Source organism: Bradyrhizobium sp. MOS003 (assembly GCF_003020125.1).
Lineage (GTDB): Bacteria > Pseudomonadota > Alphaproteobacteria > Rhizobiales > Xanthobacteraceae > Bradyrhizobium.
Genome location: NZ_PYFW01000001.1, coordinates 1,146,004 through 1,162,132 on the forward strand (window position 1 = coordinate 1,146,004; position 16,129 = coordinate 1,162,132).

The window sequence follows — 16,129 nt, forward strand, 5'->3', positions numbered from 1 at the left end:
AGCGGTGCGCTGCAGAGCCGGGGCCCATTGGAGCCTCTGGGTCCCGGCTCGCGCTTCGCGCGTCCGGGACACGAGATCAATCCTGCTTCGACTCACTGAATGTCGCGCGGAACGGATGCCCCGGATAGACGCCGACGATGCGGAATTCGCGCGAGAAGAATTTCAGCTCCTCGATTGCGAAGGCGAGGCCCTTGTCGTCGGGGTGGCCGTCGACGTCTGCGTAGAACTGCGTGGCGAAGAAATTGCCGTCCACCATGTAGCTCTCGAGCTTGGTCATGTTGACGCCGTTGGTGGCAAAGCCGCCCAGCGCCTTGTAGAGCGCGGCCGGCAAATTGCGCACCCGGAATACGAAGGTCGTGACCAGCGGGCCGGAGCCTTGCGCCGCCCATTTCGGCTCGCGCGCCAGCACCACGAAGCGAGTGGTGTTGTGGGCCTCGTCCTCGATGTCCTCAGCGAGGATGTCGAGCCCGTAGATCTTGGCGGCGAGGCGGGAGGCGATCGCGGCCACCGTCTTGTCCTGGCGCTCGGAGATGTCGCGGGCGCTGCCGGCGGTGTCGGCGTGAACGATCGGCTTGATGCCGAGCTTGCGGATGATGCGGCGGCATTGGCCGAGCGCATGGACATGGCTCTCGACGCTCTTGATGTCTTCGAGCCTGGTGCCCTTCACCGCCATCAATTGATGCCGAACGGGGAGAAACCATTCCCCGATGATGAAGAGGCCGGAGGCCGGCAGCAGATGATGAATGTCGGCGACGCGGCCCGCGACCGAGTTCTCGATCGGAATCATGCCGAGATCGGCCTCTCCGGAGGAGATCGCCGACAGCGCGTCCTCGAAGGTGGCGCAGGGCAACGGCTCGGCGTCGGGATAGGCCTCGACGATGGCGATGTGGGAATTGGCTCCGGGCTCGCCCTGGAATGCGATCTTCATCTTGCTCATGTCTTAAAAGTGCTCCTGGGTCGGCCTTGTAACAGCGGCTCAGGATTTGGAAAGGATGCTGCGGGCGGTTTCCAGGTCCGCCGGCGTGTCAACCCCGCGGGGCACGGTGTCGACGATGGTGAAGTCGATGCGCATTCCCGCCTCGAGCGCCCGGAGCTGTTCGAGCTTCTCCTGCAATTCCAGCGGCGAGGGCGGCAGCGAAACGTAACGCTCCAGCGCAGCGCGGCGATAGGCGTACAGGCCGATATGGTGGTAACGCGGTCCGTCGCCGGTCGGCGCGGTGGCGCGGGTGAAATAAAGTGCACGCATGCGCTTGCCGCCGAGCGAGGTTCCGATCGCCTTCACGACGCTCGGGGCGAGGTCCTCCTCCTCGGTGTGGATCTGCGAAGCCAGTGTCGCGATGTCCACGGCCGGGTCTTGCAGCGGCGGCAGTACCTCGCGGATGTTGTCGATGGTGATGGTCGGAAAATCGCCCTGCAGATTGACCACGATCTCGGCCTTGCCGTCCGGATCGAGCTTCTGCATGGCCTCGTGGATGCGGTCGGAGCCGGAGGGGTGTGCCGGGCTGGTCATCACGGCCTCGCCGCCATGGGCCGTCACGACCGCAGCGATCTCCGGCGTATCGGTCGCGACCGCGACCCGGCCGATGCCGGCGGCCTCGGCGCGGCGCAGCACGTGCACGATCATCGGCAGTCCCGCGATATCGGCGAGCGGCTTGCCGGGCAGGCGGGTGGCGGCCATGCGGGCCGGGATCAGCACCAGGATGCGAGGATCGATCATTGGGTCCAAAGATCCGGGGTCAAGAACCTGGAAACGGGGCGCTTTCCGCGCCGGGAAATGGGGTGGGGACGGGCCGAAAGCGGGGTCGCTTATACGGGTTGCCAGACCCCGGGCAAACCGATATCTCAATGGCAAAACTCGGGGAAACAGTAAGGAACGATTGATTCTCCCGAGGCTCGTCCTGGCGGCCGCCCGGCCGCTCGATCCTTCTTGCGGTGTGGGGCCTAGCCGGAAATGGACTCTTTCGAACTCAACAAGATTCTCGGTGCCGTGCTCGGCACCTGTCTCCTTCTGCTGGTTACGAGCTTCACCGCCAATGCGTTGTTCTCGCCCAAGATGCCGGAAAAGCCCGGTTTCGAGATCGCCGTGAAGGAAGATGCCGGAGGGGGCAAGGAAGGCGGCGCTGCCGCCGCGGCCGCCGAGCCGATCGAAAAGCTGCTCCAGACCGCGTCCGTCGAGAAGGGCGCTGCCGCCGCCAAGAAGTGCGGCGCCTGCCACACCTTCGAGAAGGGCGGCCCGAATCGCGTCGGTCCGAACCTCTATGGCGTCGTGGGTGAGCCGAAGGGCCAGGGCCGCGGCGGCTTCAACTTCTCAGCCGCCATGAAGGGTAAAGGCGGCGAATGGACCTTCGACGACCTCAACAAGTTCATCGCCAATCCGAAGGGCTTCGTCCCGGGCACCGCGATGGGCTTCGCCGGTATCCAGAAGGATTCAGAGCGCGCCGACGTCATCGCCTATCTGAACAGCCTCTCCGAAAGCCCGAAGCCGCTGCCGACCGCGTCGAAGTAAGGCCTCGAGAAACCAGATCTTGGAATATGCGGCCAGGCTGAAAAGCCTGGCCGTTTCCTTATCCGGGCCTCGCGGTGAGTTTATCGGGGCGTTTGGCCGCATCCGACGGGACGCCCGGCCTTCCAAGATGAGGAAAAAGCAACATATTCCGTCGAAACCTCGCCTATATTGGGACCTTAAAGGAGTAGCCTCCTTCAAGACAGGACTGTTGATTTGGCCATTACCCGACGCGATCTCCTGCTCACCGGCACTGCGGTTGCAGCGCTTCCCGCCCTCGGTTCCGTGGCGGGGCTCCCCGTCTCCGGTGTGGCCCATGCGCAGTCTTCCAACGAGCTCCCCTGGCGCCACGGGTTGTCGCTGTTCGGAAAGGTCAAGTACCCTGCCGACTTCAAGCGCTTCGACTACGTCAATCCGGAAGCGCCCAAGGGTGGCGTCGCGCGGCAGATCGCGGTCGGCACCTTCGACAATTTCAACATCGTCGTGTCGGGTGTGAAGGGGCAGGTCGCCGGTGCCGTCGCATTCATCTACGAATCCCTCACGACGCCCTCGCTCGACGAGGTCTCGACCGAATACGGCGCACTCGCCGAGGCCGCCAGCCATCCGGATGATTTCTCGTTCGTCACCTACCGCCTGCGTCCGCAGGCCAAATGGCACGACGGCAAGCCGGTTACCGCCGACGACGTGATCTTCTCGCTCGATTCCTTCAAGAAGCACCACCCGATGTACTCGGCCTATTACAGCCATGTGGTGAAGGCCGAGAAGCTCAGCGAGCGCGAGGTCAAGTTCGTGTTCGACGCGCCGGGTAATCGCGAGTTGCCGCAGATCGTCGGGCAGCTCACCGTCCTGCCGAAACATTGGTGGGAGGGGACCGACGCGCAAGGTCGCAAGCGCGATGTGTCCGCCACCACGCTTGAGGTGCCGCTTGGTTCCGGTCCCTACAAGGTCAAGGACTTCGTCGCCGGACGCTCGATCGCGCTGGAGCGCGTCAAGGATTATTGGGGCCGCGACCTGCCTGCCAATGTCGGCCGCAACAACTTCGACGAGCTGCGCTACGAATATTTCCGCGACGCTACCGTCGCGATCGAGGCTTTCAAGGCCGACCAGGTCGATTGGCGTACCGAGAACAGCGCGAAAAGCTGGGCCACAGCCTACGACTTCCCGGCGGTCGCCGAAAAGCGCGTGATCCTCGAGGAATTCGCCAATCGCAGCTCGGGCGTCATGCAGGCGTTCGTGCCGAACCTGCGCCGCGCCAAGTTCAGCGACCCCCGCGTGCGGCGTGCGCTCAACTACGCGTTCGACTTCGAGGAGATGAACAAGCAAATCTTCTACGGCCAGTACAAGCGCGTAGTCAGCTATTTCGACGGCATCGAGGAACTCATGGCGACCGGCTTGCCGCAGGGCAAGGAGCTCGAGATCCTCGAGACCGTGCGCGCCCAGGTGCCGCCTGAAGTCTTCACTACAGCCTACCGCAATCCGGTCGGCGGCAATCCGGAAGCCGTGCGTGAAAATCTACGGGAAGCGTTGCGCCTGTTCAAGGAAGCGGGCTACGAAGTGCGCGACCGCAAGCTGACCGATGTCAAGACCGGCGCCCAGTTCACCCTCGAATTGCTGAATTCGGATCCCAGCTTCGAACGGATCACGCTTTTCTACAAGCCGTCGCTGGAGCGGCTCGGCATCGCGGTGAGCGTGCGGACGGTCGATCCGACTCAGTACGAGAACCGCACGCGCGAGTGGGATTTCGACATCGTCACCAAGTCCTGGGGTGAGTCGCAGTCGCCCGGCAACGAGCAACGCGAGCGTTGGGGCTCTAAAGCGGCCGATATGGCTGGATCTGACAACATCACGGGAATCAAGAATCCCGCGGTCGACAAGCTGATCGAACGGGTGATCTACGCCACCGATCGCGACGATCTCGTCGCCGCAACCAAGGCGCTCGACCGCGTGCTACTGTGGAATCACTACGTCGTGCCGCAATGGACCTATACGAAGGTGCGCACCGCGCGCTGGGATCGTTTCGGTCGTCCGGCGGAATTGCCCAAATACGGTCAGTCCGGCTTCCCGTTCATCTGGTGGTACGACACAGACAAGGCGGCGCGGATCGCAAAGAAGTCGTGAAGGACGCCCCCCGCATGACGCAGATGTCACGCCGCCATGTGCTGGCTTTGGGTGTGGGCGGCGCCGTCGGTGCGTCGCTGAATGCGCAGCTGTTGCGTGGTGCGCATGCGTCGGAAGGCGCGGGTGAGGCGCACGGCATCTCGGCGTTCGGCGATCTCAAATATCCTGCTGACTTTCACCATTTCGACTACGTCAACCCCGATGCACCGAAAGGCGGCACGTTCTCGCTCATTCCGTCGGTGCGCGCCTATAACCAATCCTACCAGACCTTCAATTCGCTCAACGCCTTCATCCTGAAGGGCGACGGCGCGCAAGGCATGGACATGACCTTCGCGCCGCTGATGGTGCGCGCGAGCGACGAGCCTGATGCGATGTACGGGCTCGCCGCCAAATCCGTTCAGATATCGCCGGATAGACTGGTCTATCGCTTCACAATGCGGCCGGAGGCGAAATTCCACGACGGCACGAAGCTCACCGCGCATGATGCGGCATTCTCGCTGATGGCACTGAAGACCAAGGGCCATCCCCTGATCCTCGTGCAGTTGCGCGACATGGTCGGAGCGGAAGCGATCGACGATGCAACGCTCGTCGTCACCTTTGCCAAGGGGCGCGCGCGCGACGTGCCGCTCTATGCCGCCGGACTTCCGATCTTCTCGAAGGCCTATTACGCGTCTCGCCCATTCGATGAATCGTCCCTGGATATTCCGTTGGGTTCGGGTCCCTACAAGGTCGGCAAGTTCGAGGTCAATCGCTACATCGAGTACGAGCGGGTGAGGGACTGGTGGGCTGCCGATCTGCCGCCCTGCCGCGGCATCTATAATTTCGACGTCGTGCGCTACGAGTTCTATCGCGACCGCGACGTCGCTTTCGAGGGGTTCACCGGCAAGAACTATCTCTACCGCGAGGAGTTCACCTCACGCATCTGGGCGACGCGTTATGATTTCGCCGCCGTCAAGGAGGGGCGCGTCAAGATGGAGGTCGTGCCCGACGAGACGCCGTCGGGCGCGCAGGGCTGGTTCATCAACACGCGACGTGAAAAATTCAGGGACCCGCGGGTGCGCGAGGCCTTGATCAACGCGTTCGACTTCGAATGGACCAACAAGACCATCATGTACGGTGCCTACGCCCGTACGGTGTCGCCGTTCCAGAATTCCGATCTCATGGCGAGCAACGGGCCTCCGTCGCCGGAAGAGCTGAAGCTGCTCGAGCCGTTCCGCGGCCAAGTGCCCGACGAGGTGTTTGCAGCGCCTTTCTCCCCGCCGGTCACGGACGGCTCCGGACAGGATCGCAGCCTGCTGCGCAAGGCGCAGCAATTGCTGACCGACGCCGGTGTGCCGATCAAGGACGGCAAGCGCGTCCTGCCGAACGGTGAGGTCTTCCGCATCGAATTCCTGCTGGACGAGCCCTCGTTCCAGCCCCACCATGCGCCCTATATCAAGAATTTGGGGACGCTGGGCATCGAGGCCAACATCCGGCTCGTCGATGCCGTGCAGTACAAGGCGCGCCAGGAAGATTTCGACTTCGACATGACGATCCAGCGTTTCAGCATGTCGGCGACGCCGGGCGACGCCATGCGCGCGTTCTTCTCCTCGCAGGTCGCGGCAACCAAGGGGTCGTACAATCTCGCGGGTATCGCCAGTCCGGCCATCGATGCCATGATCGAGAAGATCATGGCAGCCGACAGCCGCGAAGAGCTGACCGTCGCCTGCCGCGCCTTCGATCGCCTGTTCCGCGCAGGCCGTTATTGGGTGCCGCAATGGTATAACAAGACGCACCGGCTGGCCTATTGGGACCAGTTCGGCCATCCCGAGAGGCTGCCGCGCTATGCCAACGGCGTCGGCGCGCCCGATGTCTGGTGGCATGAACTCGCCAAGGCCGCCAAGCTCGAGCAGGCGAAATAGTCATGAGCGCCTATATCGCCCGCCGCATCCTCCTGATGATTCCGACCCTGCTCGGAATCCTGTTCGTCTCCTTCGTCGTCGTGCAATTCGCGCCGGGCGGCCCGGTCGAACGCGTGATCGCGCAGCTCTCGGGGGCCGACACCGGCGGCACCTCGCGCATTTCCGGCGGCAGCGATTTTGCGCAGCGTGCGCCGGGGCAGGTGGGGGCAGGCGGCGACGCCATCAACTCGAAGTATCGCGGCGCGCAGGGCCTCGATCCCGACTTCATCAAGAAGCTGGAAAAGCAGTTCGGTTTCGACAAGCCGGCACCGGAGCGTTTTGCGCTGATGGTCTGGAATTTTGCCAGGTTCGATTTCGGCAAGAGCTATTTCCGCGACGTCAGCGTCCTGCAACTCATCAAGGAGAAGCTGCCGGTCTCGATCTCGCTTGGCCTGTGGCTGACGCTCCTGACCTATCTGATCTCGATCCCGCTCGGTATCCGCAAGGCGGTGAAGGACGGCACGCGCTTCGACACCTGGACGTCGACCGTGCTCGTGCTCGGCTACGCGATTCCCGGCTTCCTGTTCGCAATTCTCCTGATCATCCTGTTTGCCGGCGGCTCCTTCTTCAACTGGTTCCCGTTGCGCGGACTGACCTCGGACGGCTGGTCGCAGTTCCCCTGGTACTGGAAGATCATCGATTACTTCTGGCATCTGACGCTGCCGCTGATTGCCATGGGGCTCGGTGCATTTACCACCATGACGTTCCTGACCAAGAACTCGTTTCTGGACGAAATCCGCAAGCAGTACGTGATGACCGCGCGCGCGAAGGGCTGCAGCGAGAACCGGGTCCTTTACGGGCACGTCTTCCGCAATGCGATGCTGATCGTGATCGCAGGCTTTCCCAGCACCTTCATTCACGCGTTCTTCTCGGGCTCGCTTCTGATCGAGACCATCTTCTCGCTGGATGGGCTCGGGCTGCTCAGCTTCGAGAGCGTGCTCAACCGCGACTATCCCGTGGTGTTCGGCACGCTCTACATTTTTTCGCTGGTCGGCCTCGTGATCAATCTGGTCTCCGACCTGACCTATATGTGGATCGACCCACGAATCGATTTCGAGGCGCGGGAGGTCTGATGACGATTACCGCGCCGACACCGATCGAGACCACGACACAGTCCCCGCTGGGTGAGGTCGTTCCGATCACGCGCAAGCCTTTCGCGCCTTCGCCGCTCAACAGGCGGCGGTGGCAGAACTTCAAGGCGAACCGCCGCGGCTATTGGTCGTTCTGGCTGTTCATCGCCCTGTTCGTGCTCTCGCTGTTCGCCGAGCTGATCGCAAATGATCGGCCTTTCCTGATCAAGTTCGATGGCCGTCTCTATTGGCCAGCCTTCGTGACTTATTCGGAAACCACCTTCGGCGGCGACTTCGAAACCGCGGCGGACTACCGCGACCCCTATCTGCAGAAGCTGATCAAGGACAAGAACGGCAGCATCCTCTGGCCGCTGATCCGCTACTCCTACGACACCCACAATCTCGACCTGCCTACTCCGGCGCCGTCGCCGCCGACCTGGATGCTCACGGAAACGCAATGCAAGCCGGTGGTTGAGAAGAAGGGGCTGAAGAGCTGCCGCGACCTCGAATACAACTGGCTCGGGACGGACGATCAGGGGCGCGACGTGGTCGCGCGGCTGATCTATGGCTTCCGCATCTCGGTGCTGTTTGGCCTTTGCCTCACGATCGTCTCGTCCGTCATCGGCATCGCAGCCGGCGCGGTGCAGGGTTATTTCGGTGGCCGGGTCGATCTCATCTTCCAGCGCTTCATCGAGATCTGGACGGCGATTCCCTCGCTCTATCTTCTCCTGATCCTGTCCTCGGTGCTCGTGCCCGGCTTCTTCGTGCTGCTCGGCATTCTCTTGCTGTTCTCATGGGTCTCGCTGGTTGGTCTCGTGCGGGCCGAGTTCCTGCGCGGTCGCAATTTCGAATATATCCAGGCGGCGCGGGCGCTCGGCGTCTCCAATCCCGTCATCATGTTTCGCCATTTGCTGCCGAATGCGATGGTCGCGACCATGACGTTCCTACCCTTCATCGTGTCGAGTTCGGTGATGACGCTGACGGCGCTGGATTTCCTGGGCTTCGGCCTGCCGCCGGGATCGCCTTCGCTGGGCGAATTGCTGTCCCAGGCCAAATCCAATGTGCAGGCCCCCTGGCTCGGCTTCTCCGGCTTCTTCTCGGTCGCGATCATGCTGTCGCTCTTGATCTTCATCGGCGAAGCGGTGCGCGACGCCTTCGATCCGCGCAGGACGTTCAGGTAAACCAATGGACGCGATCAACCAGCCCCTGCTCGCCGTTCGCGACCTTTCGGTGGCCTTCCACCAGGGCGGCGCCACCACGCTCGCGGTCGACAAGGTCTCGTTCCAGATCAAGCGCGGCGAATGCCTGGCGCTGGTCGGCGAATCCGGCTCCGGCAAGTCCGTCAGTGCGCTCTCGATCCTCAAGCTGTTGCCCTATCCGAACGCCTCGCACCCCTCGGGCAGCATCCGCTTCAAGGGGCAGGAGCTGATCGACCGCTCCGAGCAACAGATGCGGGAGATCAGAGGCAGCGACATCTCCATCATCTTCCAGGAGCCGATGACCTCGCTCAATCCGCTGCACACGATCGAGGCGCAGATCGGCGAGATCATCCAGCTGCACAATCCGACCAGCAATGCGGAGACGCGCAAGCGAACACTGGAGCTCTTGACGCAGGTCGGCATTCCCGAGCCGGAGACGCGGTTGAAGAGCTACCCGCATCAGCTCTCCGGCGGCCAGCGCCAGCGCGTGATGATCGCGATGGCGCTCGCCAACGAGCCGGATCTGTTGATCGCGGACGAGCCGACTACGGCGCTCGACGTCACCGTGCAGGCGCAGATCCTGGCGCTGCTCGCCGAGATCCGTTCGCGGCTCGGCATGAGCCTGCTCTTCATCACCCACGACCTCGGCATCGTGCGCCGCATCGCCGACACCGTCTGCGTCATGAAGGGCGGCGTGGTCGTTGAGCAAGGGCCGGTCGAGCAGGTCTTCAAGGGACCGAAGCATCCCTATACGCGCGACCTGCTCGCGGCAGAGCCGAAGCCCGATCCGGCGCCGCCGCAGCCGGATGCGCCCGTGGTGATGTCGGCGGACGACCTGAAGGTCTGGTTTCCGATCAAGCGTGGCCTGATGCGCAAGACGGTCGGCCACATCAAGGCGGTCGACGGCGTCAGCATCGCGGTGCGCAAGGGCGAGACGCTCGGAGTGGTCGGCGAATCCGGCTCGGGCAAGACCACGCTGGGGCTGGCCCTGCTGCGGCTGATCTCCTCGAACGGGCGCATCGTGTTCCTGGGGAAAGACATCCAGGGGCTGCGTTTCAAGGAGATGCGGCCGTTCCGGCGCGACATGCAGATCGTGTTTCAGGATCCGTTCGGCTCGCTCTCACCGCGCATGTCGGTCGCCGACATCATCGCCGAAGGTCTTTCGGTGCATCAGCCGAAGCTGACGCGGGAAGAACGCGAGGAGCGCGTCGTCAAGGCGCTGGAAGACGTCGGGCTGAAGCCGGATACCCGCTACCGCTATCCCCACGAGTTTTCCGGCGGCCAGCGCCAGCGCATCAGCATCGCGCGTGCGGTGGTGCTGGAGCCGGACTTCGTCGTGCTGGACGAGCCGACCAGCGCGCTCGACATGCTGTTCCAGGCGCAGATGGTCGATCTGTTGCGCGAGCTTCAGCGCAAGCGCGAGCTCACCTACATGTTCATCTCCCACGATCTGCGCGTCGTCGCCTCGCTTGCGAGCCATCTGATCGTGATGCGCGGCGGCAAGGTGGTCGAGGAGGGCCAGGCCGCCGAGCTGTTCAAGAATCCGAAGACCGATTACACGCGAGCGCTGTTCGCGGCCGCGTTCCGGCTCGAGACAGCCGGGAACGGGGCGGTGGGGACGTAAGCCCCGTCAGAGCCGCTTGATCGCAACGACCTCGCTGCCGGCCTGCCTGATCCGGGCGATGGCCGGCTCGATCGGTTCGATCGCGGTCGCCATGTGATGCGCGTTGGCGTGAACCATGGTGGTCCGATCGCGGACGATGGCGACGTGGCCCTTCCAGAAGATCAGGTCGCCGCGTTGCAGGCGGCCTCGCTCATGCGGCTCCAGTGCGCGGCCGAGACCGGCGAGTTGCATGTCGCTGTCGCGCGGACAGCCGATCCCCGCCGCTGTCAGCGAGACCTGGACGAGGCCGGAGCAATCGATGCCTAAACTGCTCTTGCCGCCCCAGAGATAGGGTGTGCCGACGAAGCGCTCGGCGACCGCGACGAAGTCCGGCTCGCGATGATCGAGCGGGGCGAGATGCGTCTTCGGCAGGTATTGTCCCTCGCGCGTCACGGCGAAGCCGCCGTCCTCGCGTGTGACGCCAAGCCTGGATCTCATCACGAGCGTCTGGGCCGGCGGCAGCTTGATCGACGGGCCGGAGAAGGCGAATGTCCGCAGCGCGCTGACCACATGGGTCGGCGCCGCCGAGGGTTTCATGAGCGCTGCATCCGGCAGCCAGCCGACATAACCGTCGCCATTGAGCTGGCCCCAGGCCCAGCCCTCGCCGTTGCGGTCGTAGACGGTGACGCGTTCGCCGCGCAGCGCCTCTGTCGTCAGCATGGCGTTCGAGGACGGCTGCTCGCGCACAGGCGCGACCGCATCAACCACCTCGAATTCCTCGCCGTCGACGAAGCGATCCGCCTCGACCTTGCCTTCGAGATATTTCGCGGCGAGGTCGTGCCGCGCCGGGGTTATCCTCGAATCGTATTCTGGATCATGCATAGCGCTCGCTCAGCAAGGCGTAGATGGCACGTGCGGCCTGGCACTCGCCGCCTTCGGGGCGCGCCGGCTTCGCCGACGGCGTCCAGCCGTAGATGTCGACATGCAGCCAGCTTTTCGCCTGCTCGACGAAGCGTTGCAGGAACAGCGCGCAAATGATCGAGCCGGCAAAGCCGCCTGACGGTGCGTTGGTGATGGTGGCGGTCTTGGAGTCCAGCCAGAAATCGTAAGGTGGCCACAGCGGCATGCGCCACAACGGATCGTTCTCCTGCACCGCGCAGCGCGCGACATCGGCGGCAAGGGTCTCGTCATTCGTGTAAAAGGGCGGCAGATCCGGTCCCAGCGCGACGCGCGCGGCACCGGTCAGCGTGCCCAGATCGATCAGCAGCTCGGGCTTCTCCTCATCGGCCAGCGCAAGCGCGTCGGCCAGGACCAGCCGGCCTTCGGCATCGGTATTGCCGATCTCCACCGTGATGCCCTTGCGCGAGGTAAAGATGTCGAGCGGGCGGAAGGCGTTGCCGGCGACCGCGTTTTCCACCACCGGAATCAGCACGCGCAGCCGCACCTTCAGCTTCGCATCCATCACCATGCGCGCCAGCGCCAGCACGTTGGCGGCGCCGCCCATGTCCTTCTTCATGATCAGCATGCCGCTCGACGGCTTGAGGTCGAGCCCGCCGGTGTCGAAGCAGACGCCCTTGCCGACCAGCGTCACCTTGGGATGATCGGGATTGCCCCAGCCGATGTCGATCAGCCGCGGCGCACGGTTCGAGGCCATGCCGACGGCGTGGATCAGCGGGAAGTTCTTCTCCAGCTCCGCGCCGATGGTGCAGGCGAAGCTTGCCTTGAATTCGGCGGCGAGCGCTTGCGCAGCGGCGGCGAGTTCTTCCGGTCCCATGTCGTTGGAGGGCGTATTGATGAGGTTGCGCGCGAGCATGGCGGCATCAGCGATCCGCTCGATCTCGGCCGCATCGACCCCTTCAGGCGGCACCAGCCGGACGTTGGGGCTATCAGCCTTGCGATAGCGCGCGAAGCGGTAGCGGCCCATCGCGAAAGCGAGCGCCGCCAGCCGTACATCGTGAGGTGCATTGGCAAAGCGATAGATGCCCGGCGGCAGCAGGCCGGGCAGGGCGCCGGGCCGGAACAGGTCGCGCGACCTTGCACTCTCTTCCTCGAGGCCGAACAGCACCTGCGCGATTGCGCCGTCGGGCGCAGGCAGCGCCAGATAGGCGCCCGGCTTGGCGGCAAAGGCGCATGCCGTCGCAAACGCGCGTTGCGGAGCCGGCAGCGTCTCGGCGACCTGGTCCCAGCTCGATTTGGTGACGAAGCTGATCGGGATGGCGGCGGGAGACGTCTCGAAGACAGAAGGCATTGGCGGGTCCGGATCGTCAGATCGAACGGGTGATGCGAATGGATGAGACTTCGCAGAGTTTCGCCGCGGCTGCAATCGGCTTTGCTGTCACCGTTCAGCGAGCCGCTACTCGCGGCAAGGGGGCCATGATAAGGTTCCGGCAACGGTCGCCGGAGTTGGACGTCAGGCGGCCGACGACGAAGCGCGCCGGGAGGACATGCAATGGAATTCGTGTGGAGCGTGGTCACATTCATCGGCGAGGCCGTCGAGGCGATTTTCGGCTATGTCGAACACCACCATTGGATCTTCGCGCTCCTTGCCGGCGGTTACGTCTTCTATCTCCACGACCGCTCCGTCCATGCGCGGTTCGATGCGCTCGACAGGCGCGTCGACGAAATCCGCAAGCGGCTTGCCATCGAATATTGAGGCCGCAATTGCCAGGGTATCCGAGCGAGCAGGTGAGGGTGCTCGGCCTTGATCTCGGCCTCGGCGGTAAGGCGCCGCCGTAGCCGCGCGGCCCGGGAGCGGTGTTAACCGGCCGTTAGGGTTAACGGTCTATTGCTGGCGCGTTCGGCTCGATCAATCGGCTCGAGAGTTACAGCGTCATGCGTCAACGGTTCAGTCTTGCCCGGCTTGCTGCGTCCACCTCGCTGGTCGCGGTGGTGGCCATGGGCCTCGGCGGCTGCAGCACGGGCATGTCGAAACTCTCTGACGTGACAGGCTCGATCGGCGGGCCGCGGGCTGAGGCGGCTCCCGCCGATCCGGTGCGCGCCGTCGAGGTCTATGGCGAGCGCTACCGCGCCAATCCCAAGGACGCCGATGCCGCGCTCGCCTACGGTCAGGCGTTGCGCGCCAACGGTCAGCGCGCCCAGGCCGCCGCCGTGCTCGAGCAGGCGACCATCGCCAATCCCGGCAACAAGGCGCTGCTCGCCCAATACGGCCGCGCCCTCGCCGACAACGGCAATTTCCAGCAGGCCTACGACGTGCTGTCGAAAGCGCATTCGCCTGACAATCCGGACTGGCGCCTGCTCTCGGTGCAGGGCACCACGCTGGACCAGATGGGCCGTCACGAGGAAGCGCGTTCCTACTACGCGAGCGCACTCAAGATCGCACCGGGCGATCCCGGCGTGCTCTCCAATCTCGGCTTGTCCTACATGTTGTCGAGGGACCTTCCGAAGGCCGAAGAGGCGCTGCGGCAGGCCTACGCCTCGCCGCGTGCGGGCATCCGGGTGCGGCAGAATCTCGGCCTTGTCGTCGGTCTGCAAGGCCGCTTCGCCGAAGCCGAGACCATCGTGAAAGCAGATCTGCCACCGGATCAGGCCGCGGCCAACGTCGCCTATCTCAAGGAGATGCTCAGCCGCAGCGACGCTCCTCGCGGCGCGCCGAAGCGGACGCCGGTCGCCTCGCTCAGCCAACCGGACTGATCAGACCGATCATCCCTTCTATCGTCTCAACGTGAAAGCCGCCCCCGGGCCGCATGCGCGGCCCGCGTCTTGCGTCACTGCATCTCGGAGATCTTGATGCCGGTCGGTCCGAGAATGACGACGAACAGCACGGGCAGGAAGAACAGGATCATCGGCACCGTCAGCTTCGGTGGCAGCGCGGCCGCCTTCTTCTCGGCCTCGTTCATGCGCATGTCGCGATTTTCTTGCGCCATGACGCGCAGCGAATGTCCGAGCGGGGTGCCGTAACGCTCCGCCTGCTGAAGCGCGAGACACACCGACTTGACGCCTTCGAGCCCGGTGCGTCGCGCCAAATTCTCATAGGCGACCTTGCGATCCTGCAGATAGGATAATTCGGCTGTCGTCAGCGTGAACTCCTCCGACAACGCGATCGACTGTCCCACGATCTCGGTGGCGACCTTCCGGAACGCCATCTCGACCGACATGCCGGATTCGATGCAGATCAGGAGCAGGTCGAGCGCGTCGGGAAAGGCACGCTTGATCGAGAGCTGGCGCTTGGAGATCGCGTTCCTGAGGAACAGCATCGGGGCCTGGAGGCCGAGATAGGCGGCGCCGATGCAGATGCCGATCTTGATCGGCATGGCCTGCTCCATATGCGCGATCACGAAAACGTAGACGACCGAGCCGATGAAGAGCGCCATCGGCGCGACCATGCGGGCAAACAGGAAGGTGATATAGGGCGCCTGACCGCGGTACCCCGCCATGATCAGCTTGTCGCGCGCGGCTTCCTGCGCGAGCCATTTGGTGAGGTTGAAGTCGTCGACGACCTTGGAGACGAGCTGCTTCGGCGTCTGGCGCAGCGTGACCTTTTCGTTCTTGTGAAGGCGCTCACGTTCGCGCTGCCGGATGCGCTCCCGCTCGCTCGCCACCGCCTTCATGCGCTTGGAGAGTCCCTCGCCGGCGAACAGGGGCATCACCAGTGTATAGACGGTGGCGCTGGCGGCAATGGCCGCCAGCATCATGGTCATGAAATGGACGTCATGTAGTTTCGCAACGAGAAACTGGACCATACTGCACCGTCAGAAATCGAAATTGATCATCTTCTTCATCACCATGATGCCGACCGCCATCCAGACGACGCAGCCGACCAGCATGAGCTGGCCGGTGGGATGGGTCCAAAGCACCGAGATGTAATGTGGCGTCGTGAGATAGACGAGGAACATCACAATCGGCGGCAGCGAGCCGATGATGCCGGCGGAGGCCTTGGCTTCCATCGACATCGCCTGGATCTTCTCCCTCATCTTCTTGCGGTCGCGCAGCACCTTGGAAAGGTTGCCGAGCGCTTCGGAGAGGTTGCCGCCGGATTTCTGCTGGATCGAGATGACGATGCCGAAGAAGTTGGCCTCCGGCAACGGCATGCGATCATAGAGCCGCGTGCAGGCCTCGCCGAGCGGCATGCCGATGGCCTGGGTCTCGATGATCGCAAGAAACTCGCTGCGCAGCGGCTCGGGCGCGTCGGCCGCGACGACCTTGATCGATTCGAACAGGGGCAGGCCCGCCTTGATGCCGCGGACGATGACGTCGACCGCATCGGGCAGCGCCGCCAGGAATTTCGCCTCGCGACGCTTCTTCAGGAAGCCCAGCGCCCAGCGCGGCAGGCCGAAACCGCCGGCAAAGGCGAGGCCGACAGCACCGATCAGGCCGCCGCCGGCGAACAGAGCGGCCGCGAAGAACACGCCCGCCACGACGGCGGACATGATCCAGAATTTCTGCGGCGTCCAATCGAGCCCTGCCTGCGACAGGCGAACGGGGAGCGGAGTGCTCTTCTCCTGCAGGCGTCGCGCCTCAAGATCCTTCAGCGAGCTCTCGACCTGCTCGCGGCGCGAGCGCTGGGTCTTGTCGGCCTGACGGACGGTGGGCGCCTCGGCGCGCGAGATCGAGGCGCGGCGGCTTTCGGCTTTTCGCTCCCCGGACAGCAGCGGATAGAGGAAGACCCAGGCGATGCCGCCGACCGCTGCGGTGGCGAGGAATGCGAGGGCGAGGACCTGCATGTTCATGCTGACCTG

General features: G+C 64.0%; 14 protein-coding genes. 8 read left to right on the forward strand and 6 right to left on the reverse strand.

What is annotated here, in order from left to right; genetic code table 11:
• Nucleotides 1–76: 76 nt before the first annotated feature.
• Together C7G42_RS05505 and C7G42_RS05510 are read right to left on the reverse strand one after the other, a co-directional pair.
• On the reverse strand, nucleotides 77–937 hold the full coding sequence (locus C7G42_RS05505) for a prephenate dehydratase (RefSeq protein WP_106948008.1): 861 nt from the start codon (nucleotides 935–937) through the stop codon (nucleotides 77–79).
• Between the two features lie 39 nt (nucleotides 938–976).
• Nucleotides 977–1,717 (reverse strand): 3-deoxy-manno-octulosonate cytidylyltransferase, encoded by a 741-nt coding sequence (locus C7G42_RS05510; protein ID WP_106948009.1) that lies wholly within the window; start codon nucleotides 1,715–1,717, stop codon nucleotides 977–979.
• Nucleotides 1,718–1,951: 234 nt separating this feature from the next.
• On the opposite strand from C7G42_RS05510, the gene C7G42_RS05515 reads away from it, so the two are divergent.
• From C7G42_RS05515 to C7G42_RS05540, 6 genes are all read left to right on the forward strand, one after another.
• Nucleotides 1,952–2,506: a c-type cytochrome gene (locus C7G42_RS05515; RefSeq protein WP_106948010.1), complete on the forward strand. Its 555-nt coding sequence runs from the start codon at nucleotides 1,952–1,954 to the stop codon at nucleotides 2,504–2,506.
• A gap of 213 nt (nucleotides 2,507–2,719) precedes the next feature.
• Nucleotides 2,720–4,621 carry an extracellular solute-binding protein gene (locus tag C7G42_RS05520; protein WP_106948011.1) on the forward strand — a complete coding sequence of 634 codons (1,902 nt, stop codon included), beginning with the start codon at nucleotides 2,720–2,722 and terminating at the stop codon, nucleotides 4,619–4,621.
• A 14-nt stretch (nucleotides 4,622–4,635) separates the two neighbouring features.
• A complete protein-coding gene (locus C7G42_RS05525; RefSeq protein ID WP_106948012.1) occupies nucleotides 4,636–6,522 on the forward strand; it encodes an extracellular solute-binding protein in 1,887 nt (628 codons plus the stop codon).
• A 2-nt stretch (nucleotides 6,523–6,524) separates the two neighbouring features.
• On the forward strand, nucleotides 6,525–7,634 hold the full coding sequence (locus tag C7G42_RS05530; RefSeq protein ID WP_106948013.1) for a microcin C ABC transporter permease YejB: 1,110 nt from the start codon (nucleotides 6,525–6,527) through the stop codon (nucleotides 7,632–7,634).
• A complete protein-coding gene (locus C7G42_RS05535) occupies nucleotides 7,634–8,812 on the forward strand; it encodes an ABC transporter permease (RefSeq protein ID WP_106948014.1) in 1,179 nt (392 codons plus the stop codon). Before C7G42_RS05530 ends, C7G42_RS05535 begins: the two co-directional genes overlap by 1 nt.
• A gap of 4 nt (nucleotides 8,813–8,816) precedes the next feature.
• Complete coding sequence (locus C7G42_RS05540; protein WP_199580661.1) at nucleotides 8,817–10,454, forward strand: ABC transporter ATP-binding protein; 1,638 nt, start codon at nucleotides 8,817–8,819, stop codon at nucleotides 10,452–10,454.
• 6 nt (nucleotides 10,455–10,460) lie between these two features.
• Here the strand turns inward: C7G42_RS05540 and C7G42_RS05545 are convergent, their stop codons facing one another.
• Together C7G42_RS05545 and C7G42_RS05550 are read right to left on the reverse strand one after the other, a co-directional pair.
• Nucleotides 10,461–11,315, reverse strand: a complete 855-nt coding sequence (locus tag C7G42_RS05545; RefSeq protein WP_106948015.1) for a C40 family peptidase — start codon at nucleotides 11,313–11,315, stop codon at nucleotides 10,461–10,463.
• On the reverse strand, nucleotides 11,308–12,681 hold the full coding sequence (locus C7G42_RS05550) for a leucyl aminopeptidase family protein (RefSeq protein WP_106948016.1): 1,374 nt from the start codon (nucleotides 12,679–12,681) through the stop codon (nucleotides 11,308–11,310). Before C7G42_RS05550 ends, C7G42_RS05545 begins: the two co-directional genes overlap by 8 nt.
• A 201-nt stretch (nucleotides 12,682–12,882) precedes the next feature.
• Between C7G42_RS05550 and C7G42_RS05555 the strand changes: the two genes are divergently transcribed.
• Both C7G42_RS05555 and C7G42_RS05560 read left to right on the forward strand, forming a co-directional pair.
• Entirely contained in the window at nucleotides 12,883–13,086 is a 204-nt protein-coding gene (locus tag C7G42_RS05555) for a hypothetical protein (RefSeq protein WP_106948017.1), read from the forward strand.
• 179 nt (nucleotides 13,087–13,265) lie between these two features.
• Complete coding sequence (locus C7G42_RS05560; protein ID WP_106948018.1) at nucleotides 13,266–14,084, forward strand: tetratricopeptide repeat protein; 819 nt, start codon at nucleotides 13,266–13,268, stop codon at nucleotides 14,082–14,084.
• A gap of 74 nt (nucleotides 14,085–14,158) precedes the next feature.
• Here C7G42_RS05560 and C7G42_RS05565 read toward each other — a convergent pair whose 3' ends face one another.
• Nucleotides 14,159–15,133, reverse strand: coding sequence for a type II secretion system F family protein (locus C7G42_RS05565; protein ID WP_106948019.1), 975 nt, complete (start codon nucleotides 15,131–15,133; stop codon nucleotides 14,159–14,161).
• Between the two features lie 9 nt (nucleotides 15,134–15,142).
• On the reverse strand, nucleotides 15,143–16,120 hold the full coding sequence (locus C7G42_RS05570; protein ID WP_106948865.1) for a type II secretion system F family protein: 978 nt from the start codon (nucleotides 16,118–16,120) through the stop codon (nucleotides 15,143–15,145).
• Nucleotides 16,121–16,129 lie beyond the last annotated feature (9 nt).

What these genes read in the sequence shown, in the direction of transcription:
- C7G42_RS05505 (WP_106948008.1), bottom strand. Translation starts at nt 937, where the DNA reads ATGAGCAAGATGAAGATCGCATTCCAGGGCGAGCCCGGAGCCAATTCC.
- C7G42_RS05510 (WP_106948009.1), bottom strand. Translation starts at nt 1,717, where the DNA reads ATGATCGATCCTCGCATCCTGGTGCTGATCCCGGCCCGCATGGCCGCC.
- C7G42_RS05515 (WP_106948010.1), top strand. Translation starts at nt 1,952, where the DNA reads ATGGACTCTTTCGAACTCAACAAGATTCTCGGTGCCGTGCTCGGCACC.
- C7G42_RS05525 (WP_106948012.1), top strand. Translation starts at nt 4,636, where the DNA reads ATGACGCAGATGTCACGCCGCCATGTGCTGGCTTTGGGTGTGGGCGGC.
- C7G42_RS05530 (WP_106948013.1), top strand. Translation starts at nt 6,525, where the DNA reads ATGAGCGCCTATATCGCCCGCCGCATCCTCCTGATGATTCCGACCCTG.
- C7G42_RS05535 (WP_106948014.1), top strand. Translation starts at nt 7,634, where the DNA reads ATGACGATTACCGCGCCGACACCGATCGAGACCACGACACAGTCCCCG.
- C7G42_RS05540 (WP_199580661.1), top strand. Translation starts at nt 8,817, where the DNA reads ATGGACGCGATCAACCAGCCCCTGCTCGCCGTTCGCGACCTTTCGGTG.
- C7G42_RS05545 (WP_106948015.1), bottom strand. Translation starts at nt 11,315, where the DNA reads ATGCATGATCCAGAATACGATTCGAGGATAACCCCGGCGCGGCACGAC.
- C7G42_RS05550 (WP_106948016.1), bottom strand. Translation starts at nt 12,681, where the DNA reads ATGCCTTCTGTCTTCGAGACGTCTCCCGCCGCCATCCCGATCAGCTTC.
- C7G42_RS05555 (WP_106948017.1), top strand. Translation starts at nt 12,883, where the DNA reads ATGGAATTCGTGTGGAGCGTGGTCACATTCATCGGCGAGGCCGTCGAG.
- C7G42_RS05560 (WP_106948018.1), top strand. Translation starts at nt 13,266, where the DNA reads ATGCGTCAACGGTTCAGTCTTGCCCGGCTTGCTGCGTCCACCTCGCTG.
- C7G42_RS05565 (WP_106948019.1), bottom strand. Translation starts at nt 15,133, where the DNA reads ATGGTCCAGTTTCTCGTTGCGAAACTACATGACGTCCATTTCATGACC.
- C7G42_RS05570 (WP_106948865.1), bottom strand. Translation starts at nt 16,120, where the DNA reads ATGAACATGCAGGTCCTCGCCCTCGCATTCCTCGCCACCGCAGCGGTC.